Genomic DNA, 26,408 nt, shown 5'->3' with positions numbered 1-26,408 from the left:
GTAGGGTCAGCGACGAGGCCACTCGCCTTGTCTTGGTCGCTCAAGGGATGTGGCCAGCCATGTAGGCCTCGTGAAGCTCGGCATGCTCCTCCTCGTACCGCTCCCGCTCCTCGCTGGCAAGCGAGTACCACCACTCGCTTGCGGCTTCGACCATAGCCTCCCCGGCCAGAACGCGACCCTCGTCCCTCGCGGCGCCGATCAGGGCCTCCAAGGCGTCCAGGATCTCCGTGGATGTCTGGGCGAGCACCTCGAGGTTGAGCGCGTCCATCGTCAGGGCCGGCTCTCCGCTGACTGTCACCGGATACCTAAAGCCCACACCCTTCGGGTCAAGTCGAGACCAGGCGAGGACCTTTGCATCGAGGCTCTCCCAATCCGGATCGCGCAGACCCAGCGGCCGAAGCGGTTCCCTGAGGTGACGCCAGAGTCGCTCGATGTCGTGGGTCATGAGCAGAGCCGTGCTCGTTCCCAATTCCTCTCGTATCGCAACCGTCAGCCACTTGAGGTGCAGTTCGAGGGCGTGCCGGTAGAGCCCCGCGAGCGGAAACACAAAGAGGTCGAGAGAAACACGGCCGGTGGTGGCTTCCTGCGCGAGAGCGTCCGCGGCGCGCCGATAGCCGATGGCGTAGCCCCGCCAGTCCGGCTCGTGCCTCCCCCAGCGAACCACTGCGCGCGATCGAGCGGGCCCCGCCTCGAAGTCTGGTATTCCGCCCGAGGACACTCAGGCCCCTGCTCGCCCGTAGGCTGGGGCCGCTTGCGTCACGTAGGCCGCGTCGAGTCGACGGTGGAGCAACGAGGCGGTCTGGAGCAAATCAGTGGCGTCCTCCTCGCTGATCGGCCAGCTTGCACGCGGGGCGTGAGCTGTCGGGTTCCGGAACGCTCCAAAGACTCCCTTCATGAGCGTGGCGAGCCCCCGGTGCTCCCCCTTCTCCGTCTCGCTCTCAAGGCGGTTGAACGCCAAGGGCGGGAGTCCGGTCTTCAGGCTGAAGGCCTTGTCGAAGAGCTCAGCTCCATCACCTTCCAGGCCAGTGCGGACCCGCACCTTCTCGGCCAGGCTCTTCGTTGCCTCCAGCACGGCATGGAAGTAGTTCTCCTCCAGGAGCTCGGGCCGGCAGGCACTGAGCACGTCGGGATGCACGCCGCGCTCGGCGAGCTTGTCGTGGAGCGCGGCCGCCCGCCGCTCGGCTTCGCGAAGCGTGCGTGCGGCTTCGACCTTGGCGACAAGGCCGTCTGTCTTCAGCTCATGGCCGGTGAATGGGAGCACTCGGTTGAGGACGCTTCGTGCCTCGTCGAAGGCCTGTGGGTTCTGGCTGAATCCGACCGGAGCCATGATCGCCTCGATGAGCCGAAGCACACAGGAGCCGTCGCCACTGCGCGCCTGCTCGCGGTCAGCGTCCTCGAGCATTCTCCTCCACTTGGTGCTCAGCAGGGACTCGGCCGGGATGCCGGCATCGGCGAGTGCCCCAGGTATCCGTCCACCGACGGTCGCTTCGCCGAGAGCACGGCAGATCGCCTCAAGCTCGCTGTAGGTGAAGCATCGAGTCGGCATACGACAATGATGACTCCCTCTTCGGCGGGACTCTCCGACGAGGCCCGGGCACGGTGGCATTTCCAATGCGGGTGGCTTGGCGTGGCCTCCGGTGACGTGAAGCAGCGGGCGGGGCGGGGATCGATGGGTGCCTGGTGACCTGATACCTGACGATGCCAGCGCCGAGCGATCCGTGGTGATGGGGTACGAGAATTCCCCGGCCGGACCCGGACTGGGACCCTTCGCGCCGCCCGTGTTCGGTTCTTCGCGGGTGCGACCGGAGGCGATGGAGGATCCGCCGACTTGGTCTGCCCCGAGGTGGTCCCAAGGGGATGCCTTGGTCCCTCCGAAAGAGAAGGCAGCGGACGACATCTAAGGAGCGGCCGGGGGGCCCGTCGCGAACGAGGCTGCCGTGCCGCTTTGAGGGCGCACCGGCGGGCCCGCCGCCGGCCGGAGCGCCCGTCTCTTCCCTTTGAGCTCCGAAGGAGCTTCTGTGAGGACCCAGTCTCCAGTCGCCGCACGGCATCTCGAGGGTGGTCCGCGAGGCCGGCGCAGCGCTTGGCGGTGCACGCTCGCGACTGTTGCAGCGGCCTGGGGTCGACCTCCTGCCCGACGGCCCTCCACCGGCGGTTGTTGATCGGCGGATGAGCGTCTCGGGCGATGCGATCAGGCCGTCGGGCACCGGTGGGACCCTTCCCGCGCATGGCAAGGCCGCCGGGGACACCGGCGGCCTTTTCATCGTCGGTTCGAAAGGGGCGGGGCGGCTACGCAGGCGGTGGGCGGGGCCTGGTCACGTCCTCGCCGCCAGCGCGACCGCCGTGCTGAACACGTTCGATCAGAGCCCAGATCCGCGTGGCGGCGGGTGATCGCAGATCGCCGAGCGTCAGAGGAGCGGCCGGCGGTGGCATCGGGGGCTCGGACGTGATGACGGGGACACGTGCCGGGTCCGCCGGATCGGCGCAGACGCGCTGGCCCCTGGTGCGCTCGCGCTCCTGACGGCGGCGCTCGGCGCGGCTCGCGCGCTCTGCCTTCTGGGTGGCCACCTTCTGGGTCACCGCGCGGGTGCGCACGAAGGCGAGTTCCACCACTCGCACGGCCCCGCGCCCGTAGCCGCGCGCCTCCGGGTCGGGCAGTGACCACTCGCGCACGACCCCGGCCAGTACCGCGTCGCGCCGCGCGCGCCACTCCGTCCAGCGCGAGACGCCCATCCTCTGCGCGAGGCCAGCAGGTCGGACCTCGCCGCGCGAGCGCCAGGGGCCGAGGGCAAGCTGGGCGACGATGAACCAGCTGATCACGTTCGCGACCCGCCGAGAGCTCAGGCCCGACTCGGCCAGAGCGGCCAGCACGCTCCCGCCGACGGCGGCAAAGCGCTCGCTGGCAAGGGCCTCCACCTCGATCGCGTAGGCGACGTCGGTCACGGCCTGGGTGTCGCTGTGCTGTCGCCGCCTGGATCGCTCGAGGCGATCTGACGCGTGGGGTACTCTGGGACCACAGGCAGTGAACTTTCGTAGGGAGCGACCCGGGGCTGGCACCCCGGGTCGCGTCGTTCATGAACCGGACGCGGCGACGGCGCGGCCACCGAAAAGGCGAGCGGCGCCGATTTCTCCGGTGGTGGTCGAGCCCGTTGCTCAACCGGCAGGGCCGAGCACTGACGACTGCCGGCATTGGACAGCGGCTTCAGGACCATCTCAGGACCACCGGCGGCATTTCCGGGCACTTGGTGACGCCTCGTGCCGCCTGGGCAATCGGGCTCAGCGAGAACCGAGACCGCCCTACATACAGACGATCTCGGGGCTTCCGAGCAGTGGAGGATGACGGGATCGAACCGACGGCCTCCGCCTTGCAATGGCGGAGGTGCAGCGTTGAGGCCAGCGCCGTGACCGTCTGAGGTAGTCGGTGCCGCGGGCTGGTCCACCCCCACGATCCCCCGCAACGTCTCCCGCAACGTCTGAGCAGCTGATCGGCCGCGCCGGGACGTATCCAGATGCTTCTCCGCACCCGCCGCGGACCGGCTCGAACGGCATGAGATAGCCCTTTCTGAGCGCGATCTCGCGATGCCCCCGGCAAGAATCGAACTTGCGACACCAGGTTTAGGAAACCTGTGCTCTATCCACTGAGCTACGGGGGCGCGCGAGGCCAGGATAGCCCCCCTGCAGCGCTTTCCGTCCGGTCACCCCGTTCCCACCTCCGCCCGGGAGGTGGTCGACCCTGGCGTGCGGCCGGGACCCTCGCATAGGGTCGGATGCGTAGGTATCCGAGGGGGCCCGCCGTGCCGTGTCGTGTCGCGTCCGTGCTCATCGTCCTACTGGCGACGCTGGCCTCCGCCACGCCGGCGGCCGCCGAGCGGATCCTGCCCCCGGGGGGCGAGGCCTCCTTCGGCGAGGCGCGCGTCGACGTGAACGCGGCCGGGCGGGTGGCCGTGGCGTACGAGCGGATCCGGCGCGGGCCGGACGCGATCCGCGTGTCGGTCCGCAGCGCCGCCCGCCTCGGCACCCCCGCGGAAGGACGGCTCGTCGGTCGCGGCGCACTGCGCCTCGTGCGGCTGGGCGACCGCCCGGCCGATCCGCACGTCGTCGTGTGGCGGCGCGGCGGACAGCTCGTGGCGTCGGTCTGGCGCCGCGGCGCGTGGCGCGCCGAGAGCCTGCCGGCGGCCGTCCGCCGGGGGGACGCCCTGGATGGGGCGGTCACCCGCGGGCGCGTCGTGCTGGTGGTGGGAGGCTCACGGGACGCGGTGGCCGTGGTACGCGGACCCTCCGGACGGTGGCGCGCCCATCCCCTGCCCGTCGGCGGCGCGCCCCGCAGCGGCCTCGTCGCCGCCGTCGCCCGCGGGTCGGGACGGGTGGTCGTGGCCTGGACGGCGGGCGGCACGGGACCCGGCGCGGCCGTGTGGGCGGCGCACCTCGCGCCGGAGACCGCCGTCTGGACGACGCCCGTCCCGCTCATGGCCGGCGGGACGATCGCGGCTCCGATCGTGGGGGACCTGTCGCTGAACGCCCGCGGCGACGCCGTCGCCTCGGTGAACACGTCGCCGCGGTTCTCGGGTCCCGCGTCCCGGACCGTCCCCATCAGGTTCCTCCCGTACGACGCCGACGCCTGGACCTCCCTGCCCGACCTGGGCACCGGGCGGCAGGTCGCGGTGACCCCGGCGGGCGTGCCCGTCGCGGCCTGGCTCGCGACGACGCAGCTGCTGTTCGCCGCCTACGACCCCGCGTCGGAGAGCTGGGGGCCGCCCGAGGTCGCGTGGGACCGCCCGGACGACGACTTCGGCTACCTCTACGGGGCGGGCGACCTCGCGGTCGACGCGGACGGGAGGGTCGTCGTGGTCGCCGGGGTGGATCCCGGACCGGGCCCGGACGACCACTTCTTCGTCGTCCGTCCCGCCGGAGGCCCCCCGTGGTCCCGCCCCGACCGGTTCGCCTCGCTCTACGGGTCGCCGGCCCTCCAGGTCGGCGGGTCCCTGGTCATCGCGTCGTGGCTCGAGGACCCGTCGGGCAGCGGCCTCCCCGAGGCGGCCCTCGCCCCCTGAGCCGCCGCTCCCGGCCGGCCGCGGCCGGTCACGCGAGGGCGCCCGGCGTCGCAGGATATGGTCGGGTGATGGGCATCCTCGGCGGTGGGGACCGGCGGCGGCGCGACGAATCCGGGCTGCGGACGGAGCTCGCGCGACTCGACGCGTTGTCGCTCGACGACCTCGCCGCGGTCGTCCTCGAGGCGCTGTTCGGCCCGGACGGGGTGGCGGAGGACGGCGTCGTCGAGATGTGGCGCATCACCATGCCGTTCGACCCCCACCGCACCGGCCTGTTCCCCGGCATGCCGAAGGACCTCCGCACCGCCTACCGCGACCTGGTCGAGGAGGGGGTCCAGCGCCTCGAGCACCAGGGGCTCGTCGTGATGCGGGTCAGCGGCCGCGACCAGACCACCGTCGACCTCCGCCTCACCCGGGCGGGACGGCGGGCGCTCGGCGGACCCCTCTAGGAGGCCTTCGCCAGGTACGGCAGCCAGGCGTTCGGTTGCCGGGGGGCGGCGACGGAGATGAACACGTCGGGCCGTGGGGCCCGCGGGTTCGTCCGGGGACGCATGTCGATCTCACCCGGCAGGCGGTTGCCCTTGCGCAGGTTGCACGGCGCGCACGCGGTGACGACGTTGTCCCAGCTCGACCGGCCGCCGCGGGACCGCGGGATGACGTGGTCCATCGTCAGGTGCGACGCCGAGCCGCAGTACTGGCACTCGTAGCCGTCGCGGGCGAAGACGGCGCGGCGCGAGATCTTCCGCGACTCGTGGCGCGGCACCCGCACGAAGTAGACGAGCCGGATCACGAGGGGGTACACGTGGCTCTGGGTCGCGCTGCGCAACGACCGGGCGGCGCGCTCCAGCACCTCGGCCTTGTTCTTCAGCACCAGCACGACCGCCCGCTGCAGCGAGCACACGTTGATCGGCTCGTAGGTGGCGTTCAGGACGAGGACCTGCTGCGCCATTGGCTCCTCGGACGTCCGCGTGGGTGAGCGACCGGCATGAAGCGTCACGGAGGCTGCCGTCTCTCACCCTGAGCCCGTGGGGATTCTAGCCGGGCGCGCCGCCGACGGGGTAGGACCCCAGCACCGTGACATCCGCGACACGTTGATCCTCGAGGGCCTGGATCGCCGACGCCACCGGCAGGTCCCGGTCGCGGCTCCCCTCGATGTCGATGAAGAAGATGTACGACCCCAGGCCGGTCTTCGTCGGCCGGCTCTCCAGGCGCGTCAGGTTCACCGCGCGCATCGCGAACTCCTGGAGGATCGCGAGGAGCGCACCCGGGCGGTCCCGCTCCAGCCCGCAGACGATCGACGTGCGGAAGCGCCCCGGACCGACCGCCTCCACCGGCTCCGTCCCCAGCAGGACGAAGCGCGTCGAGTTGTCGTGGGTGTCGGCGATGTCCGTCGCGAGCACCTCGCAGCCGTACAGCTCCGCGGCGCGCAGGGTGCCGATCGCGGCGGAGTGGCCGTCGTCGTCGCCCCCCTCGCCCACGATCCGGACCGCGTCGGCGGTGGAGTTCGTCGCCACGATCGTCGCGTGCGGCGCCGTCGACCGCAGCCACCCCTGGCACTGCGCCGTCGCGTGCGGATGGGACAGCACGCGCTCCAGCGAGGCCGGGTCGATCCGGCGGCGGGCGATCAGGTGGTGGCGGATCGGCAGCACCACCTCCCCGCGGATGCGCAGGCCGTCACCGGCGGCGAGCTGGTCGAGGGTCTGGTTCACCGACCCCTCGATCGTGTTCTCGATCGGCACGAGGGCCTCGGGCACGTCGCCCTCGCGGACCGCACGGAAGCAGTCGACCACCGTCGGGAAGGGGACCTCCTCGACGTCGCGGCCGAGCAGCGACAGCAGGGCCTCCTCGCAGAAGGTCCCGGGTGGCCCCAGGTACCCGACCCTCACGCCGCGGGCCCGGCCGGGCGCTCCGGATCGGTCGGGATCTCCCCCGTCGACTGGTCGTCGCCGTCGTCATCGGTGGCCTCCGGCAACGGCGCCGCCGCCGGCGGACCCGGGTACGGCGGGGCCGTCCCCGACCCGCGGGCGGGACGCGGCGGGGCGCCGAACGCCAGGGCCACCGCCCGCTCCTCCTCGGGGGACAGGCGCTGCCCCGGCTCGCCCGCGTTCATCTCCTTCAGGTACACCCGGGCGTGGTCACGGGCGTGCAGGCACGTCACGATCGCACCCGACCGGTTGCCGTCGAGCAGGGCGATCGACCACGACTGGTTGCCGCCCATGTCGCGGTACGCGTCGTACCGGACCATCCCCTGGAAGCGCAGGGCGGTACGGAGGTTCGCCTCCGTGAACTCCCCCTGCCGCTCCACCAGGCTCTGCAGGTCGCTCAACCCGCCCTCGAGGCGCGTCATCGCCCGCTGCAGCGTCGCCTGGCGGTCGATGAGGCCCGCCGACGCCCCGTCGGGGAGCAGCACCTGCTGCGCCGCCCGGGCACGGCGCAGGCCGATCCACAGGAAGACGCAGACGCCGAGGGCGATCAGGCCCGGCACGCCGGCGGCCACGGCCACCCAGGCGTCGACCTCCATCAGATCGTGATCTTGACCGGGTACTCGACGCGGTTGTTGTCGATGCGCGTCTCCCCGGTCACGGGCTCGACTTCGATTCGGAGGGTGCCCTGGTCACCGAACACGACCTTGTCGGACCCCGGCCCATCGATCTCGACGGTGATGGACTCACCCGACGCGATGTTCTCGATCGGAACCTCGCGCACGTCGGTGTCCTGCGGGTCGGATGAGTAGAAGAACGTCGCCCGCACCACCACGTTCGTCTCGTCGAAGTCCCCGCTGTTCATGACCGTCACCGCCCACTTCAGCATCTCGGTCTGCTGTACGGCCGCGGTCGTGCCCGGCGTCAGGCGCGTCTCCGACGGCAGGGCCACTGTCGACTCGAGCGACGTCCCACGCAGGTTCCCGGACGACTCGGCGTCGCCACCCGAGCCACCCGTCGCCTGGGTGCGCCGCTGCAGGTCGGGCAGCAGGGTGCGCGCACCCTCTACCGTCGTCAGGGCCGCGTTCGGCAGGAAGGCCTGGAGCTGCGGCACCTCGATCCCCGTGATGTCGTCGTCCTCCAGCGCCCGCTTCGCCGGCTCGTTGAAGGACGTGTCGTAGATCACGTCGCTCGCCTGGAACAGCTTCATGATCCCCGCGATGCCCGACGCCTTCGTCTGGACATCGGTCGACTGCAGCAGGGTCGGGAGGTTCTTCGCGAGGGTGTTCAGCCCCGTCACGCGGTACTGGAGCGCGAGCACCAGGTTGTTCTGGGGGGCGGACAGGGCTCCGGGCGGGTCGAGGTTCTCGACCTCGTCCAGCGTCCCCTGGGCCTGGTTCGCGATGTCCTGGATCTTCTGGCGCAGCTCCGGCGGGCGCTCGCCCCGCGGGTTCGCCATCACCTGGCGCAACGCGGCGCCCTGCTCGGCGGAGGTGCTCACCGCCGCGGCGACGCCGTTGATGTACTCGGTGTACGAGTCCTCGAGCTGGTCGCGCTGGCAGTCCTTGACCACGAGCGCGATGACGATGACGAGGATGACCGCGAACGCGATGCCGAGGATGAGCCGCCCGCGCGGACCCTGCAGCACCGCGACGCCGCCGCCCGACGGGCCCCGCCCGCCGCCGCGCCGTGCGCCGCCGCCACCCCGGGCGCCACGCGCCGCCGCCCGCGCACGCGCCGTCGCGCGGCCGGCACCGGCCCGCGCCCCCGACGTGCGCCCCCCGCCGGAGGACGACCCCTCCGACACACGGGCACGCGGGATCTCACCGGTGCTGCCGGCGTCGTCGGGCTCCGCGGCGCGGCGGCTCTGCCGCCCACGGCGCCGGCCCGCCCTGCCCGCGTCCTCGGGTTCGTCGCGGAAGGCCGCGTCGAAGTCGGGCCGCTCGTCGTCCCATTCGGCCATGGCTACGTCGCGGGGGTTTCGGGAGAGACGGCGGTCCGCACCTGGTGTGGGAGACGAAGTGTCATCGGGCGATCTGCTCTCGCCGCCTCGCTCGTGCGAGCGCGGGACGCGGAATCTAGCGTGTCGACCAGTTCCACCACCCGGCGGGGCCTCCTGCCTCACCCGGCGGCGTGCCCGGAGCCGTCCCGGGGCACCGGGGAACGGCGTCGTGCGGCGGGATGATGCCCCTCCGCACCCGGCCCGGCAAGGATGGAGGGTCGCGTCGTGGAAGATCCCTCGACGTGACCGCCCACCTCGCATCGGATCGGCGCGCCCTCGGGCGCTACGTCCTCGGACCCGCCATCGGCCGCGGCGCGACCTCCGTCGTGCACCGCGCCCACGACCTCGTGACCGGCGACGACGTCGCCGTGAAGGTCGTCCCCGTCGAGCTCGACCTGGCGCCGCGCGTACGGGCGGAGGTGCGCGCCGCGGGCCGGCTCGACCACCCCCGCATCGTCGCCCTGCGGGACTGGGGCGAGGACCGGGAGTGCCTCTACCTCGTCTGGGAGCTGGTGGAGGGGCGGTCGCTGTCGGAGCTGCTGCGGGCCCCCGAACCCCCGGGCGCCGACGCCGTCGTCGGCATCGGGGAGGACGTCCTCCGCGCGCTCGCCCACGCACACGCGCGCGGCGTCGTCCACCGCGACGTCAAGCCCGCCAACATCCTCGTCGGCCCCGGCGGCCGTGCCCAGCTCTCCGACTTCGGCGTCGCCCGCCTCTCCGGCGAGAGCGGCCTCACCATGACCGGCGGCGTCGTCGGCACCGTCGCCTACATGAGCCCCGAGCAGGCGCGCGGCGAGGCGGCCGGGCCGGCCACCGACGTCTACGCCGCGTGCCTCGTCATCCACGAGGGGCTGACCGGGCGCAACCCGGTGTCGGCGCCCTCCCCCGCCGAGACGGCGCGGCGCGCCGCCGCCGGGGCGGTCCCCCCGCTGCAGCGCCTGCGCCCCGACCTGCCCGACGCCCTCTGCCGCGCCGTCGACGCGGGGCTGCGCGCCGACCCCGCGACCCGGCCGTCCGCCGCCGACCTGGCCGACGCCCTCGGCGGCGTGCAGGGCGGCGTCCGCGCCGCCCGGCGGCGGGGCCTGCACGCGCTGCCCGTGCTCGCGAGCGCCGCCGTCGGGGCCGCGACCGCGGCCGCCGCCCTCGCCCACGGGTCCACCACCCTCGACGGCGCCGGCGGCGTCGACTGGGGCGCCCCCGGGCCGGCGGTCGCGGCGATGGCCGTCGCCGGGCTCGCCGCGGCGTGGCGGTCGCGCGCCGCGGCCCTCGCCGGCGTCGGGGTCGCCACGGCCCTCGTCGTCTCCTCGGCCCCCGCCGCGGGCGTCCTGCTCGGCCTCGCGGCCCTCGCGATCGTCCTGAGCGGCTGGGGACACGGGCGCCTGGTGCTCGCCGCCGCCGTCGGCCCCCTGCTCTTCGCGATCGGGCTCGGACCCCTCGCCCCCGCCCTGGCGGGGCTGCTGCCCCGGTGGCCGGCGCGCCTCTGGGCCGCGGCCGCGTCGGTGCTCGCCACGCTCGTCTGGCAGGTCGGCGCGGGCACCGACGCCCTGCTCGCCGGGGGGCCGTTCCTCGGGTCCGCCGTGCGCGAGCTCGAGGGGGAGACCTCGCCCGCCGTCGCCGCGGACCGCCTCTGGCAGCCGTTCGCCGACCGTCCGGAGGCCCTCGTCCAGGCCCTCGCGCTGGTGGCGGCCGCCCTGCTCGTGCCGGTCGTGATGCGCGCCGCCGCGGGCGGCCCGCGCGTCGTGGCGAGCGCGATCTGGCTGACCGCGCTCGGCATCGCCGTGGTCGCCACCGCGGTCGACGCGGCGACGGCCCTCGGCGCCCTCCTGCCGGCCGCCGCCGTGGTGATGGCGTGGGCCGTCCGGCCGTGGCGGACGTTCCGCCGCACGACGCCGGTCAGGACGTCCGCTACTCTGCGCGGTCCGATCGTATGAGCCTCCTGCGCGACATCGAGCAGAAGATCGAGGGCCTCTTCGAGCGTGGCTTCCGAAGGGCCTTCCGCAGTTCCCTGCAACCGGTGGAGCTGGCCCGCAAGCTGGCCCGCGAGATGGAGGACCACAAGACCATCTCGGTCTCGCGCGTCTACGTCCCGAACGAGTTCACCGTGTACCTGTCCCCACAGGACCGCGACGCCTTCGCGTCGTACGAGCGGTCCCTCGTCGCCGAGCTCGGCGCCTACCTCGACGCCCACGCGCGCGGCGCGGGCCTGTCGCTGGTCGCCCCCGCCGTCGTCGGCCTCGAGACCGACGCCGACCTGCGGGTCGGGGAGTTCGGGATCTCGTGTCGCATGGCGGAGGCCCCCGCCGGAGCCCCCGCCCCCGCCGCGGCGCCGGGCGAGGAGCGCCCGCCCGGGCTCGACGCCCCCGCGGCGCCGGAGCCCCCCGCGGCCCCCGTCCCCGCGCCCGTCCCGCCCCCGCCCCCGCGCCCCTACGGCGCGCTCGAGGGCGTCAGCGGCACCCAGGTCATCTCCGCCGCCGACGCCCGCGAGGCCGGCCTCACCCAGGAGACGATGACCCTCGTCGTCGGCACCACCCGCACCCGCCTGAGCAAGCGCGTCTCCACCATGGGCCGCAGCCGCGACTGCGACGTCGTCGTGCCCGACGCGAACGCCAGCCGCGTCCACGCCGAGGTGCGCCACATCGGGCTCGACTACTTCCTGGTCGACATGGGGAGCACCAACGGGACCGAGGTGAACGGCCAGATCGTCAAGCGCCACGCGCTGGCCGACGGCGACACGATCGTGGTGGGCACCACCCCGATCCGCGTCGAGCTGAGCTGAGCACCGTGCACCCGACGCCGAGGCGACGCCCGTGAACGAGACCGGCCTGATCGTGGCGGAGGTCGCCTTCCTGGTGCTCCTCTACGCCTTCGTGTGGACCGTCGTGCGCAGCTCGGGCCGGCAGCTGCGCGCCGCCCAGCCCCCGCCCGTCGCGCCGCGGGAGGCCGCGATGCCCGAGGCCCCCGTCGCCCCCGCGCCGCCGGTCGCACGCGCCCCGGAGCCGGCCCCGCCGGTGCCGACGCCCGTCGTCGTCCCGGCCGTCCCGGCGGCGGACCGCTCCGAGGACGAGACCGCCGGGAACTGGCTGGAGGGCTCCGAGCGCGTCGAGATGCACGACAACCTCGACCCGCGGCTCCTGGTCGAGACCTCCGACAGCCTGGAGGTGGGCCGCGTGATCCCGCTCGAGGGCGGCATGACGATCGGCCGCTCCGAGGCCTCCGGGATATCGATCCCCGACGACCAGTTCGTCTCCCACATGCACGCGCGGATCATGCGACGCGGCGCGTACCACTTCGTCGAGGACCTCGGATCGACGAACGGGACCTTCCTGAACGACCGGCGCATCGAGCAGGACGCCCAGCTGAAGGTCCACGACGAGCTCCGCATCGGGCAGACCATCCTGCGCTACGAGGAGTAGCCGCGTGACCGGCGAGGGCACCACCCCGGACGGGCCCCTCATGCTGGTGGAGGTGGCCCACCTGTCGGACACCGGCCGGGTGCGCCACCACAACGAGGACCGGTCGCTCGTGGCCGGGGGCGTCCTGGTCGTCGCCGACGGGATGGGCGGCGCGAAGGCCGGCGAGGTCGCCGCCCAGATGGCCGTCGACGCCGTCGGCGCGCTCACCACCCCGTTCTCCACCCAGGACGTCCGCTCCGCCGTCGGCGACGCGAACCGCGCGATCCGCCGCCTCGCGAGCGACGACCCCGACAAGAGCGGCATGGGGACCACGCTGACCGCCGCGATGATGCGCGACGACCACCTCGACGTGGTGCACGTCGGCGACTCCCGCGCCTACCTGTGGCGCGACGGGGCGCTGACCCAGGTGACCGAGGACCACTCCGTCGTCGCGGAGCTCGTGCGGCGCGGGAGCATCACGGCGGAGGAGGCGGAGAGCCACCCCCACCGCAACGTCATCACCCGCGCGCTCGGGGCCGACGCCGACGTCGACGCCGACACCGTCAGCACCCCCGTCCGCGACGGCGACGTCGTGCTGCTCTGCAGCGACGGGCTCTCCTCCTACGTCCCCGAGGCGACCATCGCCGGGATCCTCGCCCGCGCCACGTCGCTGACCGGCGCCGCCCGCGAGCTCGTCGCCGCCGCCAACGGGGCCGGGGGCGCCGACAACGTCACCGTCGTGCTCGCCCGGATCGGCCCCGCCTCCGCGCCGCAGCAGGGCGACACCATGGAGGCCCCCGTCGCCGGCGACGGCGGCGGCGACGCCGGGACCACGGCGACGGGTGTCCGCGTGCTCGGCGGCCTGCACGGGCACGCGTCCACCGACCGCCCCGGCGCCGAGTCGTCGGGGCGTGCGCCGAAGGTGCTGGAGCCGGTCGCGCGCCGCCGGTCGCGGGTCGTCCCGGTCGTGATCGGCGTCGTCGTCCTCGTCGCCGCCCTCATCGGGGCGGGCGCCTGGGCGAACAGCCGCATCTACACGCTCGAGGAGTCCCCGCAGGGCGACGTGCGCGTCGCCCACGGCCTGCCGTGGGACGTGCTCGGCGCCGACCTCTCGACCCCCTGGCAGGAGACGGGCGTGCCCGCCGACGCCGTGCGCGATGCCGAGCCCGGCGCCGTCTCGACGACCGTCCGGGGGCAGGGTGAGGCCGTCGAGCTCGCGGCCCGCCTCGTCTGGACGTACGGCGTGACGCAGCCCCCGGTGATCGAGGCGCCGCCGCCGGCCACCACGGGCCCCGCCACGACCCCGGCGCCCACCACGCCCGAGACCGCGCCCGGGACGCCCGGAACGACCACCACCCCGTGAGCCCCCGCACGCGAGAGCTGGGATTCATGGTCCCGGCGCTGCTGCTGGGCCTCGTCGGAGCCGGATCCGTGGCGTCGGCGCGGACCGACACCCTCGACTACGGGCCGCTGCCCGGGGTCGCCGGCGTCGTCGTCGTCTTCCTGGCGATGCACATCGCCCTGCGCCTGCGCGCCCCGCGCGCCGACGCCTACGTCCTGCCGATCGTCGGCGTGCTCGTCGCGATCGGCCTCGTCGAGCTGTACCGCATCAGCCCCGAGCTGGCCGCGGACCAGGCGATCTGGATGGCCGTCGGCGGCGTCGCCTTCATCATCACCGTCGTCGCGCTCCCCGACCACCGGGTGCTGGAGCGGTACACCTACCTCATCGGGCTCGCGGCGGTCGGCCTGCTGGTCATCACCATGGTCTTCGGCACGCGCATCAACGGCGCGAAGCTCTGGATCCAGATCGGCGGCGGCCAGACGGTGCAGCTCGGCGAGGTCGCCAAGGTCCTGATGGTGGTCTTCCTCGCCGCCTACCTGCGCGACAAGCGCGAGCTGCTCGCGATCCCCACCGGCCGCGTGATGGGCGTGCCCGTGCCCCCGATGGCGGCGCTCGGCCCCGTCCTGCTGTTCCTCGGCGCCTGCCTCGCCCTCGTCGTCGTGCTCAACGACTTCGGCACGGCGCTGCTGTTCCTCGGGATCTTCCTCGCGATGATCTACCTCGCCACCGGGCGGGTCGCCTACACGGGCTTCGGGCTGGCGGCGTTCGTGGTCGGGTCGGCGGCGGTCTACACCGTCGTCCCGCGCATCCAGACGCGCGTCGACAACTGGCTCCGCCCGTTCGACGACGCGCAGGACCAGGGGTACCAGCTCGTCCAGTCGCTCTACGCGCTCGCCGAGGGCGGGATCATCGGCCCGGGGCTCGGCCGCGGCTTCCTCGTGACCTCCGACGGCACCACCGTGATCCCCGCGCTGCAGACCGACTTCATGTTCTCGGCGGTGGCGAGCGAGCTCGGCTACATCGGCGGCGTCGGCCTGCTGCTCGGCTTCCTCGTACTGATCCAGCGCGGCTTCGTGATCGCCGCGCAGGCCAACGACGGCTTCTCGAAGCTCCTCGCCGGCGGCCTGACCGCGGCGCTCGGGCTGCAGGCGATCCTGATCATCGGCGGCGTGACCCGGCTCATCCCGCTGACCGGGGTGACGCTCCCGTTCCTCAGCTACGGGGGATCGAGCGTCGTCACCAACTTCGTCCTCATCGCCCTGCTCCTGATCATCAGCCACCGCTCCGCGACCGGCAACGCGCCGTCGCGGCGGGAGCGAAAGCGCGCCGAGCAGCAGGCCCGTGAGATCGAGCGGGCCCAGCGCCGCGAGGAGGTCGCGGCGTGAACCGCTCCATCCGCCGCCTCTACATGACCCTCGCCGCGGGCTTCGGCCTGCTGCTGCTGATGCTCGGCTGGTGGCAGGTGGTCGCCGCCGGCGACCTCCGCGACCGCCCCGGCAACCTCCAGACCCAGCAGGCCGAGCGGCTCATCGACCGCGGGCGCATCCTGTCGTCCGACGGCAAGGTGCTCGCCGCGAGCCGCGCCACCCGCGTCGACGGGCAGCGGGTGTTCGAGCGCCTCTACCCGCAGGGGAGCCTCGCGGCGCACGTCGTCGGCTACACGTCCGACTCCCGCGGCAAGACCGGCGTCGAGAGCACCTACAACCGCTACCTGGCGGGGTCGTTCGGCACCGAGCCCCTGCTGCAGCGCCTCGGGGCGAAGGAGAAGCGCGGCGCCGACGTGATCCTCAGCCTCGACACCCGCGTGCAGCAGATCGCCGAGCAGGAGCTCGCGGGGCAGCGCGGCGCCGTCGTCGCCCTCGACCCCCGCACCGGGGCCGTCCTCGCGATGGCGTCGGCCCCGACGTTCGACCTGCAGACGGCGATCACCGACTTCTCGGCGATCCCCGACGACGGGGGCCCGCTGCTGAACCGGGCCGCGAGCGGCCGGTACCCGCCCGGCTCGACCTTTAAGGTGGTCACCGCGACGGCCGCCCTGACGAGCGGCCTCTACACGGCCGACAGCACGTTCGACGACACCGGCTCCTACGAGACGCCGGGCGGGGAGATCCGCAACTTCGGCGGACGGACCTTCGGCAACCACACCTTCACGACGGCGCTGACGAACTCCATCAACACCACCTTCGCCCGCATCGGCGACAACCTGGGTCCCGCGACCCTCGGGGGGACGATGACCGCATACGGCTTCGGCACGCGGCCGCCGATCGACCTGCCCGACGACGAGGTCTCCGCGTCGGGGCGGCGCGACGGCGACGAGCTGCTGCCGAACGACCAGCCCGACGAGGACACCGCGCGCATCGCGATCGGCCAGGAGCGCCTGACGGTGACCCCCCTGCAGATGGCGATGGTCGCGTCGACCGTCGCGAACGGCGGCACCCTGATGGCGCCGCGCCTCATGTCGCGCATCGAGGACCGGGGCGGCCGCGAGGTGCAGCGCGCCGAGCCGCAGGACCTCGAGCAGGTCATGGCGGCCGACGACGCCGCGGAGCTGACCGCGATGATGGAGAACGTCGTCCGGGAGGGCACGGGCACCGCCGCGGCGCTCTCGACCGCCGGCGTCACCGTCGCCGGCAAGACCGGCACCGCCGAGACCTCCGACGCCACCCGCAACCAGGCGTGGTTCATCGGCTTCGCCCCCTCCATCGACCCGGTCGTCGCCGTCGCCGTCGTCATCGAGGACACCTCATCGACCGGCGGCACCGCCGCCGCCCCCGTGGCCGCCGCCGTGATGCGCGCCGCGATCGAGGCGCGATGACTTTCGAGCCCGGGGAGCTGGTCGGTGACCGCTACGAGCTGGGGCGCCAGCTCGGGGCGGGCGGCATGGCGCGCGTCTACCTCGCCTACGACCGGCTGCTGAGCCGCGAGGTCGCGGTGAAGGTGCTCTCCGAGCCCTACGCGTCCGACCCGCAGTTCGTGGAGCGGTTCCGCCGCGAGGCGTCCGCCGCCGCCGGCCTGAACCACCCGAACATCGTCGCCGTCTACGACCGCGGCGAGGCGGACGGCAGCTACTACATCGTCATGGAGTACCTGTCGGGGCCGGACCTGAAGCAGGTCATCCGGCGGCGGGCGCCGCTCCCCCCGCTCACGGCCATCGACTACGCCCAGCAGATCCTGGCGGCGCTCGGCGCCGCCCACCGGCGCGACCTGGTGCACCGCGACGTGAAGCCGCAGAACGTCATGGTGGCCGAGGACGGCCACCTGAAGGTCACCGACTTCGGCATCGCCCGCGCGGGCGCCGAGGCCGACATGACCGAGGCCGGCTCGGTGATCGGGACCGCCCAGTACCTGTCCCCCGAGCAGGCGCGCGGCGGCGAGGTCACCTCCGCCAGCGACTGCTACGCAGTCGGCATCGTCCTCTACGAGATGCTGACCGGGCGCGTGCCGTTCGACGGCGGACCGCCCGTCGCGGTCGCGATGAAGCAGGTCAGCGACCCGCCGCAGCCGCCGAGCGAGATCGAGCCGAGCATCCCCGCGGTCCTCGAGGACGTGGTGCTGCGGGCCCTCGCGAAGCGCCCGTCGGAGCGGTACCGCACCGCCCCCGAGCTGAGCCGCGCCCTCGACGAGGCCCGCGCCGCCATCGACGGCTCCGGCGGCACCACGCGCGTCATGCCCATCGCCGGCGGCACGGGCGACACGGGACGCACACGGGTGATGGACCCCGTCACCGGCACCACCCGCGTCGGCCCGCCGCCGCCGGAGGAGCCCCCGCGGGGCCGCCGGCGCTGGCCGGCGGTCGTCGCCGCCCTCGTGCTGCTCGCCGCGATCGCCATCGGGGCCTTCGTGCTGCTCGGCGGCGACGAGGCGACGGCCGTCACCATCCCGCCCGTCGCGAACCAGCCCGCCCAGCAGGCCGCCGACACGCTCACCGGCCTCGGCCTCCAGGTCGACCAGCGGACCGTCACGAACGCCGACATCGAGGCCGGCATCGCCATCGGCACGGTCCCCGGGGCCGGGACGGAGGTCCGCGAGGGCGACACCGTCGTGCTCAACGTCAGCGGGGGACCGGGCGACGCCACCGTCCCCGACGTCGAGGGCGACGAGCGCACCGCCGCCACCCGCGCGCTGCGGGCCGCCGGGTTCCAGGTGCAGGTGACCACCGAGGCGAGCGACGACGTCGCGTCGGGGATCGTGATCTCCCAGGACCCCCGGGGCGAGACCCAGGCGCCGGTCGGCAGCGTCGTGACGCTCGTCGTGTCGACCGGGCCCGAGGAGGTCGCCGTGCCCGACGTGCGCCAGCAGGGCCTCGACAGCGCCCGGGCCGAGCTGGAGGCCGCCGGCCTCGCGCTCGGCGGCGTCTCGGAGGAGGAGAACGGCGACTTCGCGCCCGGCACCGTCATCCGCCAGGACCCCGGTCCCACGGTCCGGGTCGCGCGCGGCACCTCGGTCAGCGTGGTCGTGGCCGCCGCCGTCAGCACCATCCCGGTGCCGAACGGCATCGTCGGCAGCAACGCCACCGACGCGTCCGCCAAGCTCTCGGCCGCCGGGTTCACCGTCACCAGCGACACCGCCGCCTCCGACGAGCCCGAGGGGGTCGTGATCGCGGTCACGCCCGGCGAGGGCACCGACGTCGCGCGGGGCTCGACGGTGACGATCACCGTCTCCACCGGTCCCGACACCGGCGTGGACCCCGGCGCCGGGACCACCGGCACGCCCGTCCCGGCGCCGCCCCCCGGCAGCGACGAGAACGGCGCGAACGGGCGCGGCCCCGACGGGACCGGTCCCCCGGGGCAACGGCGATGAGGCAGGCCGTCGCGGTCCTGATGGGGGGGCGCAGCAGCGAGCACGACGTGTCGCTCGCCTCCGCCCGGGCCGTCATGGACGCGCTCGACCGGGAGCGCTTCGACGTCATCCCGGTCCTGATCTCGGCGGAGGGCGCGTGGAGCGTCGACGGCGAGCCCGTGGCGATCGTGCCCGGCCCCGACGGCGCGGCGCGGCTCCACTCCCTGTCGGGGGGCCCCGAGCGCCCGCTCGACGTGGTCTTCCCCGTGCTCCACGGCCCCCACGGCGAGGACGGGACGGTGCAGGGCGCCCTCGAGACCGCCGGGGTGCCGTACGTCGGCGCCGGGGTCGCGGCGTCGGCCGTCGCGATGGACAAGGCCCTGTTCAAGGTCTTCCTGCAGCAGCACGGCATCCCGACCCCCGAGCACGCCGTCGTCACCGCGGCCCAGTGGGCCCACGACCCCGACGGCGTCCGCGCCCGCGTGGCCGCCCACCCCGGCTACCCGGCGTTCTGCAAGCCCGCGCGCCTCGGGTCGAGCGTCGGCATCAGCCCCGTCCCGTCCGCCGGGGACCTCGACGACGCCCTCGCGCTCGCCTTCCGTCACGACGGCAAGGCCCTGGTGGAGCGCGCGATCCGCGGGCGCGAGGTCGAGGTGGGCGTGCTCGACGGCGTCGTGCCGCTCGCCTCGCCCGTCGGGGAGATCACGTTCGACGGCGACTGGTACGACTACGCGACGAAGTACGAGCCGGGCCGCTCGCGGGTGCAGGTGCCCGCCGACCTGCCGCCCGCCGTCGCCGACCGGGCCCGCGACCTCGCCCTCCGCGCGTTCGCCGCGGTCGACTGCGCCGGCCTCGCCCGCATCGACTTCTTCGTCACCGACGACGGCGAGGTGCTCCTCTCCGAGCTGAACACCATGCCGGGCTTCACCCCCACCAGCGTCTACGCGCGGCTGCTGGAGGCCGCGGGGATCCCGTACGGGGAGCTCGTCGGCCGCCTCGTCGACCTCGGCGTGGCGCGGGCGGCGGAGGCGGCACGCTACCGCTGCTGACCGGGCGGCCCGGGTGAGGTCGGCCCGGACCACGCGCATCGGCGTCGTCGCCGACTCGCACGTCGGCGAGTTCATGGCCGCGCTCCCCGACTCCGTGCTGGAGGCCCTCGAGGGCTGCGACCTGATCCTCCACGCCGGAGACCTGAGCGTGCCGGCGGTGCTCGCCGAGCTCGACGCCATCGCCCCCGTCGTCGCCGTGCGTGGCGACCACGACCGCCTCGGGGGGCTGGAGCTGCCCGACTCCCTCGTCGTCGCCGCCGGTGGCCATCGCATCGGCCTGATCCACGGGCACCGCGGCCACCTCGTCGACGCCTCCATCGTCGTCGCGGGCCTCGCCGCCGGCCGCGACGTGCCGTACCGGGCGGGGATGCACCGTGCGCTCGCCCGCCGCCTCGGCCCCGTCGACGTCATCGTCCACGGCCACTGGCACGAACCCGTCGCCGAGTGGACCGGCGGGGTGCTGCGGTTCTCGCCGGGCGCGGTCTGCCCGTGGGGGAGCCTCCACGGGGGGGCGCCGCCGCGCGACGGCGCCGCCGGGGTGGTCGACCGGGCGGTCCGGCGCTTCCGGCGCCAGCTCGGGCCGGGGGCGATGCGGCCGTCGGTCGGGATCCTCGAGGCCGGCTCCGGGGGCATCCGTCCCCGGACCGTGGTGCTGGGGCACGAGTAGCATCGGGCGGATGGCCCCGGACCCCCTCGACCGCGCGATCACCGTCGTCCGCGGGGGACTCGCCCTCGCCGGGGTCGCGGGCGTCCTCATCACCCTGTCGCCGCTCGCCGACATCGTCGACGGGCCCGGCTCCGCGCCGGGCGGGGGCCTGCACACCGCGGCGGTCGGGTCGTCGGTGGCGGTCATCGCCTCGCTGGGGGCGGCGGTCATCTTCGCGGCGGCGATCCTGCGCCTGCTGTGGCTGCACATGGTGGCCCTGGTGCTCGGCACCGGCCTCGCCCTCGTCGCCGCGTTCCTCGTGATCTCGGCCCGCACCTCCGACGACTTCGCCGACGGCGCCGAGCTCACGATGCGCGGCGGCGGGCTGCTGCTCGTCGCCGGCTTCTGGGCGGCGCTCGCGGGTGTCGCGATCGCCCTCTACGGCATCCGCCTCGTGGCGCAGGCCGCCCCCCCGGTGCGGATGGCGCCGGGACGGCTGCAGCGCGCCCGCACCGCCCCGTTCGCCGCGATCCTCGGCGTCGTCGGCGTGGTCGTCGTCGTCACGTCCGGCCTCGCCATCGCCTACGGCACCCTGGCCCTCGGTGACATCCGCTCGTCGGAGGAGCGCCTCGGCGGCCGCGGCATGGCGACCGCCGGCGTGGTGCTCGGCATGCTGGTCCTGTCGCTGCTCGCCGCCATCGGCGGCGTCGGCGCCTGGATCTGACCGGGACCCGCACGACGCCGATGTAAGCGTTCCGTGGCCCCCGTGCGGCGGGGGCCGCCGGGCGTGGAACCATGGTCGCCGATGCGCCTCGCCGTCCTGACGGCGGCCGGCCTCCTCGCCCTGGCCGCCGGCCCGGCAGGGGCGGCCGACCCGCCGCTCCTCTACGTGCCCCACGACGCCGCCGCCGTCATCCACGACGGCCTCGGCGGCCCCACGCTGCGCCAGACGCCGGCCCGCGAGGACGGCCGCTGGCCGCGGGCGCGGAGCGTCGGCAAGGTCGCGGGCCGCGACCTCGCGGGGCGCGACGCCGCGGAGATCACCCGTGCGCTGCGCGCCGGGTGGTCTACCCGCGGCGCCGGCGGCGTCGTCGCCGTCGACGAGATCGTCCCCGGCCAGTGGACCCCCGCGGGCGCCCGCGCCCTCGCGGCGGCGCTCGAGGGGCTCGGCGCCGACGCCCGCCGCGTCGTCTTCTACGCGTCCCCCGCGTTCGTGGAGCGCGTCGGGCGCAGCGACCCCCGCCGGGCCCTGCCGCCGGTGCTCGGCGCCCTCGTCGGCGCCGTCAGCCGGGGACGCGCCACCTACCTCCAGACCTACCGCGGCGACCTGTCGCCCCTGCCGGCGCGGGAGATGGCGCAGCACCCCACCCGCTGGGCCGCCCGCTGGCCCGCGGGACGCGGCGAGCTGCGGCTGATCCTCGGACCCGACGGCGGCGCCGGGCAGGGCGAGCTCTGGGCCCGGGTCCGCGCCACCCCCGCCGGCCGCGCGATGCTCGCCGCGGGCGCGGCCGCCTACGGGCTGGCCGACGCCGGCACCGCGCGCGCCTGGCTCGCCCAGTACCGCGCGTTCCTCGCGCGCCGACGTCCCCGCGCGCGGCGTGGACGTGGCGGTCGCCGCCCCCGGCGGCCTCAGCGTGACCCGCGCCGGGGCCCGTGCGGTGCGGGTGCGGATCACCCGGCCCGGGCGGGCCGTCGTCAGCGTCCGCCGCGACGCCGACGGCGTCGTCCGCGGCCTGCGCACGCTGGCGGGGCCGACCCGCGGGACCGTCGTGGTGCGGCTGCCACGCGACACCCGCCCCGGGGTCCACCGGGTGCGCGTGGTGCTCATCGGCGACGGGCTGCGCGACCGCGCGGTCGTCGCGCTGCGCGTCCGCCGCTAGGCATGGCGGCGTGGGGCGACGTCGCGGCGCGGGAGCCCGACCTCGTCGCCCGCGCCCGCCGCTACCTCGACGCCCACCGGCACCTGACGCTCGCGACCCTCCGGGTCCGGGGGGCGCCGCGGCTGAGCGGCACCGAGGTCATCATCGCCGAGGGCGAGATGTGGCTGGGGAGCATGTACGGCTCGATGAAGGCGCACGACCTGCGCCGCGACGGCCGGTTCGCCCTGCACAGCCAGTCGGTCGACCCGCCCGACTGGACCGGCGACGCCACCGCGTCGGGCGTCGCGGCGGAGGTCGGCGACCCGGACGTGCGCGCCCGGATCCTCGGCGTGCACGCGCAGACCGGCTCCCACCTCTTCCGCTGCGACGTGCGCGAGGTGGCGGTGGTCGAGCTGGGCGACCCACCCGACCACATCACCGTCGACACCTGGCGCGAGGGCCGCGGCGTGCTGCGGGTGGAGCGCCGCTAGGGCCCCGGCGCGGCGGGGGGCGGGACGAGGGCGGGGTCGAGGCTCTCGGCGGTCACGGACCCCGGCTGCAGGTCGCCGACCGCGAAGCCGGCGGCGAGGGTCGCGGCGAGGGCGTTGGCGCGGCGCACCGCGGCCTGGGCGATGCGCTGGTTCACCGCGAGCTGCGCCGCGCTGAGGCGCACCGGCCCGCCGCCGGTGCCCCCGGACGCGACCCGGGTGACGGTCGGTGCCGACGGCGAGGCCGGCGGGGTGGCGGACGTGATCGTCACGCCGGGGGCGAGCCGCGACGCGTCGATGACGCCGGCGCGCAGGTCCCCGCCGCGCAGGCCGGCGCGCAGCCGCGCCTCGAGCCCGTTGGCGCGCCGCACGGCGGCCTGGGAGATCCGCTGGTTCACGAGCAGCTGCGCGGGGGTGAGGCGCACCCGGGCGGCCGCGCCGGGGCGGCGCGGCGGCGCGGGGGCGACCTCGGGGCGCGGCGCAGGGCCGGGGGTGCGACGGCGCCGGCCGCCGGCGTCGCCGTGACGCCGGGGCCGAACGCCCGGGGGGCGATGCCGCCGGGGCGCAGGTCGTCGCGGGTGAGGCCGGCGTCGAGGCGGCGCTGCACCAGCGCGAGGCGGCGCACCGCCGTCTGGGAGATGCGCTGGTTGATCAGGAGCTGGCGGCGGGTGAGCGCCACGGCGGGCCGCACCCGCAGGTCGTCGGTGAGGCGGGAGGCGCGGGCCAGGCGCGCGAAGACGGAGTGGCTCGGCTTGACGCGGCCCGACCCGTAGCGCAGGCCGGCCGGCCAGTTGGGGTTGTCCTGCAGGTTGAACCAGACCAGCGCGCGCACCCGGGGCGAGCGCACGACGGGCAGGCCCATGATCTGGCGGAGGTAGGCGGCCTGCTGGCCCGGGGTGACCCGGACGGTGCGGAAGGGGGTGGCCGCGGTCGTGTACCCGACCTCGGTGAGGTAGACGGGCGTGCCGCGGCGGCGGGGCACGGCGTCGAGGGTGGCGAACAGCTCGTCGAGGGTCGCCCACGACGGGAACGCGCGGCTCGGCGCGAGGGGCGCGGCGGCCGGGTAGACGTGCTGCGAGTAGGCGTCGAACGGGGCGGAGCTGGCGGCGAGGCGCCGGGCCCACTCGAGCGCGCCGGTGCCGTTGGCGTCGGTGGAGCTCCGCGGGCCGCCGACGCCGGCGATGACGATCGCGCCCGGGTTCGCGCGACGGATCGCGGGGTACGCGGCACGGGCCATGGCGACGTAGCGGGTGACGGCGACGCGGGCGCCGCCCGACACCTGCGGGGAGAGGAACGCGCCGAGGTTCGGCTCGTTCCAGATCTCGTAGTGGCGGGCGCGGGGCAGCGGCTCCGTCGCCCCCGCGGGGGTGAACCCGCCCGAGTAGCGGCGCGCGAGGGCCTCCATGAACCGGCCGTAGTCGGCCGGCGCCGGGGCGTTCGGGTTGACCTCGGAGTCGCGCGGCGCGCGGCGCCCGCCGGCCGCCCAGGCGGGGGCGCTGTACGCCACGATGATCGGGGTCACGCCGATGCGCTCGAAGCCCTGCATGGCGGCGTCGGCGCGCTCCCACCGGTACGCGGGGTCGGCGGGGTCCGCCGGGTCGGCGGGGCGGCGTGGGGCGACGAGGGACCACAGCACGTCGAGGCGGGTCACCTTCGCCCCCGACGCGCGGACCAGGTCGATGCGGGCGTCGACGTCCTCCAGCGGTCCGGAGGTGAGACGGTCGTCCTGCACGCCGAGCACGGCGCCGGAGGCGGCCGGGGTGGCGGCGAGTCCCCCCGCGAACGCGAGGGTGACGAGGGTCGGGACGAGGGTCGGGGCGAGGGAGCGGTGTCGGGTCACCGGGGCAGGATGCACCCCGTGGGGTCCGCCCACCACCGGGGACGTCCCGCTCTCACATCCCGTGAGGTTTCCGTGAACGCGCCCGGGGGTGGGCGCGGTCGAAGTCCTCACGCAGGTGGGCGGCGGTGACGTGGGTGTAGACCTCGGTGGTGACGGGCGAGGCGTGCCCGAGATGCGCCTGCACGTACCGGATGTCGACGCCGGACTGGATGAGGTGGGTGCCGCACGAGTGGCGGAGGGCGTGGGGGAAGACCCGGGCCCCGTCCTGCCGGAGGCCGGCGCGGTCGGCCACCTCCGTCACGATCGCCCACACCGCGGCGCGGCCGAGGCGCCGGCCGCGGGTGCCGAGGAAGACGGCGTCGGCGTCGCGGTGGCGCGCCTGGTCGGGGCGCGGCGTGCGGTCGCGGGCGCGCAGCTCGGGGCGCCCGGTCCGCAGGTAGGCGGTGAGGGCGGCGAGCGCCTCCCGCGGCACGGCGACGGCGCGCTGCCTGCCGCCCTTGCCGTGGATCATCACGAACGGGTCGGCGGGGTCGTCGAGGTGGCACGCCGACAGGTCGAGGCCCGCGGCCTCGCTGGCGCGCAGGCCGCACCCGTAGAGCACCTCGATCAGGGCGCGGGTGCGCGCGCCGAGCGGCCCCGGCTGCGCCGCCGCATCGCACATGCGGCGCACCGCCGCGGGCGTCAGGGCGACGACCTCGCGGGCGATGGACTCCTGACCTCCCTCGGCGGCCGAGGCGGGGGGACGCAGGTCGCGCACCGGGTTCTCGAGGGCGTAGGCGCGCGACCACCAGCCGCAGAACGCCCGGGTCGCGGCGACCCGGCGGCGGCGGGTCGCGACCCGGCCGGGGAGCGCGTCGCGCCACTGCTGCCACCACGCGAGCGGCAGGCGGCTGAGCGCGACGGCCGCGGCGCGGGCGACGGGGTCGTCCTCGACGCCGAACGGCGGGGCGTCGGCCGGCGGGTCGGGCACCCCGAGCCCCGCCGCGAGCGCGGCGAGGTCGCGGGTGTAGGCGGCCCGGGTGTTGGGGTTCTCGCGGGTCGCGGTGAACGCCGACGCCAGGCGCCCGAACCCCTCGGGGTCGACGGTCGCCGTGCTCACCCGCGGGGGTGGCCGCGGCGCAGGTGCTCCTGCATCGCCCGGGTGGTGACGCCGGTGTACCGCTGCGTCGTCGCGAGGCTCGCGTGGCCGAGGACCTCCTGCACGACGCGCAGGTGGGCGCCGTCGCCACGGCCGTCGGGCCCCTCCAGCAGGTGCGTCCCGGCGGCGTGGCGCAGCAGGTGCGGTCCGCCGGCGCGGCCGTGGGCCCGCAGCTCGCGGGCGACGATGCGGTAGACGGTGGAACCGTCGAGGCCCCGGCCGCTGCGCGACACGAACACGGGCGCGCGGCCCGACGGCGCGGGGTCGCGGCCCGACATCAGCCGGGGGCGGCCGTCGGCGAGCCACGCCCGCAGCGCCGCGACGGCGGGCTCGGTCATGGGGACCGTCCGCCCCTTCCCGCCCTTGCCGACCACCCGGAGGGCGTCGTGCTCGAAGTCGAGGCCGGCGAGGACGAGGTCGCACGCCTCCTGGCGGCGCAGGCCGCTGCCGTAGAGCACCTCCATCAGGGCCCGGTCGCGGAGCGCGAGGGCGCGGCGCAGGGGGCCGTCGCCCTCCGCCGGGGCGCCGGCCCCCTCGACGAGCGCGGCGGCGTCCGCCTGGGAGAGCCGGGGCACGGGCGGCGGCGTCGGACGGGGGCGGTCGATGAGGTCGGCGGGGGACCGGCCCGCCGGGTGCTGGGGACCGAGCCACTCCCGCAGGGCCGTCACGGCGCGGGCGCGGGTGGCGGGCGACCAGCGCAGGCCCCGGAAGGCGGCCTCCAGCGCGGACGGGGTGATCTGGGCGGGGCCCTCGAGGCCGTTGTCCCTCAGCCAGGCGGCGACCCGGCGGGCGTCCTTGAGGTAGGCGGCCTGGCTGCGGGGCGACAGGAGCCGGTCACGGCCGCCCTGGGCCGCGAGGCGGGCGGCGAGGTCGTCGAGGCTGCGGGCCCAGGTGTCCGGCATC

General features: G+C 75.3%; 24 protein-coding genes and 1 tRNA gene. 13 read left to right on the top strand and 12 right to left on the bottom strand.

Features of this window, described 5'->3' with window-relative positions; translation table 11 throughout:
- Positions 1-40: 40 nt before the first annotated feature.
- From IU369_RS01000 to IU369_RS00985, 4 genes are all read right to left on the bottom strand, one after another.
- Positions 41-718, bottom strand: a complete 678-nt coding sequence (locus IU369_RS01000; RefSeq protein WP_217922698.1) for a hypothetical protein — start codon at positions 716-718, stop codon at positions 41-43.
- A complete protein-coding gene (locus IU369_RS00995) occupies positions 719-1,546 on the bottom strand; it encodes a TIGR02391 family protein (RefSeq protein WP_217922697.1) in 828 nt (275 codons plus the stop codon).
- A 743-nt stretch (positions 1,547-2,289) separates the two neighbouring features.
- A complete protein-coding gene (locus IU369_RS00990) occupies positions 2,290-2,943 on the bottom strand; it encodes a hypothetical protein (protein ID WP_217922696.1) in 654 nt (217 codons plus the stop codon).
- A gap of 637 nt (positions 2,944-3,580) precedes the next feature.
- A tRNA-Arg gene (locus tag IU369_RS00985) sits at positions 3,581-3,653 on the bottom strand.
- 162 nt (positions 3,654-3,815) lie between these two features.
- Between IU369_RS00985 and IU369_RS00980 the strand changes: the two genes are divergently transcribed.
- Positions 3,816-5,051, top strand: coding sequence for a hypothetical protein (locus IU369_RS00980; RefSeq protein ID WP_217922695.1), 1,236 nt, complete (start codon positions 3,816-3,818; stop codon positions 5,049-5,051).
- Between the two features lie 68 nt (positions 5,052-5,119).
- On the top strand, positions 5,120-5,497 hold the full coding sequence (locus IU369_RS00975; RefSeq protein ID WP_217922694.1) for a hypothetical protein: 378 nt from the start codon (positions 5,120-5,122) through the stop codon (positions 5,495-5,497).
- Here IU369_RS00975 and IU369_RS00970 read toward each other — a convergent pair.
- From IU369_RS00970 to IU369_RS00955, 4 genes are all read right to left on the bottom strand, one after another.
- A complete protein-coding gene (locus tag IU369_RS00970; protein ID WP_217922693.1) occupies positions 5,494-5,997 on the bottom strand; it encodes an HNH endonuclease in 504 nt (167 codons plus the stop codon). The genes IU369_RS00975 and IU369_RS00970 overlap by 4 nt on opposite strands.
- 85 nt (positions 5,998-6,082) lie before the next feature.
- Positions 6,083-6,934, bottom strand: coding sequence for a prephenate dehydratase (gene pheA, locus IU369_RS00965; RefSeq protein ID WP_217922692.1), 852 nt, complete (start codon positions 6,932-6,934; stop codon positions 6,083-6,085).
- On the bottom strand, positions 6,931-7,569 hold the full coding sequence (locus IU369_RS00960) for a DUF4446 family protein (RefSeq protein WP_217922691.1): 639 nt from the start codon (positions 7,567-7,569) through the stop codon (positions 6,931-6,933). The genes pheA and IU369_RS00960 overlap by 4 nt, the downstream gene beginning before the upstream one ends.
- The gene (locus IU369_RS00955; protein ID WP_217922690.1) at positions 7,569-8,933 is read right to left on the bottom strand and encodes a COG1361 family protein; all 1,365 of its coding nucleotides are present in this window, start codon (positions 8,931-8,933) and stop codon (positions 7,569-7,571) included. Before IU369_RS00955 ends, IU369_RS00960 begins: the two co-directional genes overlap by 1 nt.
- Positions 8,934-9,214: 281 nt before the next feature.
- On the opposite strand from IU369_RS00955, the gene IU369_RS00950 reads away from it, so the two are divergent.
- From IU369_RS00950 to IU369_RS00900, 11 genes are all read left to right on the top strand, one after another.
- A complete protein-coding gene (locus IU369_RS00950) occupies positions 9,215-10,903 on the top strand; it encodes a serine/threonine-protein kinase (RefSeq protein ID WP_217922689.1) in 1,689 nt (562 codons plus the stop codon).
- Positions 10,900-11,748 (top strand): FHA domain-containing protein, encoded by an 849-nt coding sequence (locus tag IU369_RS00945; RefSeq protein ID WP_217922688.1) that lies wholly within the window; start codon positions 10,900-10,902, stop codon positions 11,746-11,748. Before IU369_RS00950 ends, IU369_RS00945 begins: the two co-directional genes overlap by 4 nt.
- Positions 11,749-11,779: 31 nt before the next feature.
- On the top strand, positions 11,780-12,385 hold the full coding sequence (locus IU369_RS00940; protein WP_217922687.1) for an FHA domain-containing protein: 606 nt from the start codon (positions 11,780-11,782) through the stop codon (positions 12,383-12,385).
- A gap of 4 nt (positions 12,386-12,389) precedes the next feature.
- Positions 12,390-13,727 carry a Stp1/IreP family PP2C-type Ser/Thr phosphatase gene (locus IU369_RS00935; RefSeq protein ID WP_217922686.1) on the top strand — a complete coding sequence of 446 codons (1,338 nt, stop codon included), beginning with the start codon at positions 12,390-12,392 and terminating at the stop codon, positions 13,725-13,727.
- Positions 13,724-15,091: an FtsW/RodA/SpoVE family cell cycle protein gene (locus IU369_RS00930; RefSeq protein ID WP_217922685.1), complete on the top strand. Its 1,368-nt coding sequence runs from the start codon at positions 13,724-13,726 to the stop codon at positions 15,089-15,091. The genes IU369_RS00935 and IU369_RS00930 overlap by 4 nt, the downstream gene beginning before the upstream one ends.
- Positions 15,088-16,521, top strand: a complete 1,434-nt coding sequence (locus IU369_RS00925; RefSeq protein ID WP_217922684.1) for a peptidoglycan D,D-transpeptidase FtsI family protein — start codon at positions 15,088-15,090, stop codon at positions 16,519-16,521. Before IU369_RS00930 ends, IU369_RS00925 begins: the two co-directional genes overlap by 4 nt.
- Positions 16,518-18,506 (top strand): Stk1 family PASTA domain-containing Ser/Thr kinase, encoded by a 1,989-nt coding sequence (gene pknB / locus IU369_RS00920; RefSeq protein ID WP_217922683.1) that lies wholly within the window; start codon positions 16,518-16,520, stop codon positions 18,504-18,506. The genes IU369_RS00925 and pknB overlap by 4 nt, the downstream gene beginning before the upstream one ends.
- Positions 18,503-19,534, top strand: coding sequence for a D-alanine--D-alanine ligase family protein (locus tag IU369_RS00915; RefSeq protein ID WP_217922682.1), 1,032 nt, complete (start codon positions 18,503-18,505; stop codon positions 19,532-19,534). The genes pknB and IU369_RS00915 overlap by 4 nt, the downstream gene beginning before the upstream one ends.
- A 13-nt stretch (positions 19,535-19,547) precedes the next feature.
- A complete protein-coding gene (locus IU369_RS00910; RefSeq protein ID WP_217922681.1) occupies positions 19,548-20,201 on the top strand; it encodes a metallophosphoesterase family protein in 654 nt (217 codons plus the stop codon).
- A 10-nt stretch (positions 20,202-20,211) separates the two neighbouring features.
- Positions 20,212-20,904: a DUF4190 domain-containing protein gene (locus IU369_RS00905; protein WP_217922680.1), complete on the top strand. Its 693-nt coding sequence runs from the start codon at positions 20,212-20,214 to the stop codon at positions 20,902-20,904.
- 81 nt (positions 20,905-20,985) lie between these two features.
- Complete coding sequence (locus tag IU369_RS00900; protein WP_217922679.1) at positions 20,986-22,530, top strand: pyridoxamine 5'-phosphate oxidase family protein; 1,545 nt, start codon at positions 20,986-20,988, stop codon at positions 22,528-22,530.
- Here IU369_RS00900 and IU369_RS00895 read toward each other — a convergent pair.
- Genes IU369_RS00895 through IU369_RS23500 form a run of 4 tightly spaced genes read right to left on the bottom strand, consistent with a single transcriptional unit; the run spans position 22,527 to position 26,407 of the window.
- The gene (locus IU369_RS00895; protein ID WP_217922678.1) at positions 22,527-22,952 is read right to left on the bottom strand and encodes a hypothetical protein; all 426 of its coding nucleotides are present in this window, start codon (positions 22,950-22,952) and stop codon (positions 22,527-22,529) included. The genes IU369_RS00900 and IU369_RS00895 overlap by 4 nt on opposite strands.
- Positions 22,922-24,367 carry a GH39 family glycosyl hydrolase gene (locus IU369_RS00890; RefSeq protein ID WP_217922677.1) on the bottom strand — a complete coding sequence of 482 codons (1,446 nt, stop codon included), beginning with the start codon at positions 24,365-24,367 and terminating at the stop codon, positions 22,922-22,924. The genes IU369_RS00895 and IU369_RS00890 overlap by 31 nt, the downstream gene beginning before the upstream one ends.
- 52 nt (positions 24,368-24,419) lie before the next feature.
- Positions 24,420-25,466: a tyrosine-type recombinase/integrase gene (locus IU369_RS00885; RefSeq protein ID WP_217922676.1), complete on the bottom strand. Its 1,047-nt coding sequence runs from the start codon at positions 25,464-25,466 to the stop codon at positions 24,420-24,422.
- On the bottom strand, positions 25,463-26,407 hold the full coding sequence (locus tag IU369_RS23500; protein ID WP_217922675.1) for a tyrosine-type recombinase/integrase: 945 nt from the start codon (positions 26,405-26,407) through the stop codon (positions 25,463-25,465). The genes IU369_RS00885 and IU369_RS23500 overlap by 4 nt, the downstream gene beginning before the upstream one ends.
- Between the last annotated feature and the right edge of the window lies 1 nt (position 26,408).

The sequence above is a fragment of the Miltoncostaea oceani genome, assembly GCF_018141545.1.
In the GTDB taxonomy this organism is placed as follows: Bacteria; Actinomycetota; Thermoleophilia; order Miltoncostaeales; family Miltoncostaeaceae; genus Miltoncostaea; species Miltoncostaea oceani.
Note: the sequence above shows the minus strand (reverse complement) of the source record. Positions and strands in the feature narration are given on the sequence as shown.

Coding starts and splice junctions, on each gene's coding strand:
- IU369_RS00900 (WP_217922679.1), top strand. CDS start 20,986: ATGCGCCTCGCCGTCCTGACGGCGGCCGGCCTCCTCGCCCTGGCCGCC.
- IU369_RS00915 (WP_217922682.1), top strand. CDS start 18,503: ATGAGGCAGGCCGTCGCGGTCCTGATGGGGGGGCGCAGCAGCGAGCAC.
- pknB (WP_217922683.1), top strand. CDS start 16,518: ATGACTTTCGAGCCCGGGGAGCTGGTCGGTGACCGCTACGAGCTGGGG.
- IU369_RS00960 (WP_217922691.1), bottom strand. CDS start 7,569: ATGGAGGTCGACGCCTGGGTGGCCGTGGCCGCCGGCGTGCCGGGCCTG.
- IU369_RS00975 (WP_217922694.1), top strand. CDS start 5,120: ATGGGCATCCTCGGCGGTGGGGACCGGCGGCGGCGCGACGAATCCGGG.
- IU369_RS23500 (WP_217922675.1), bottom strand. CDS start 26,407: ATGCCGGACACCTGGGCCCGCAGCCTCGACGACCTCGCCGCCCGCCTC.
- IU369_RS00945 (WP_217922688.1), top strand. CDS start 10,900: ATGAGCCTCCTGCGCGACATCGAGCAGAAGATCGAGGGCCTCTTCGAG.
- IU369_RS00995 (WP_217922697.1), bottom strand. CDS start 1,546: ATGCCGACTCGATGCTTCACCTACAGCGAGCTTGAGGCGATCTGCCGT.
- IU369_RS00955 (WP_217922690.1), bottom strand. CDS start 8,933: ATGGCCGAATGGGACGACGAGCGGCCCGACTTCGACGCGGCCTTCCGC.
- IU369_RS00905 (WP_217922680.1), top strand. CDS start 20,212: ATGGCCCCGGACCCCCTCGACCGCGCGATCACCGTCGTCCGCGGGGGA.
- IU369_RS00970 (WP_217922693.1), bottom strand. CDS start 5,997: ATGGCGCAGCAGGTCCTCGTCCTGAACGCCACCTACGAGCCGATCAAC.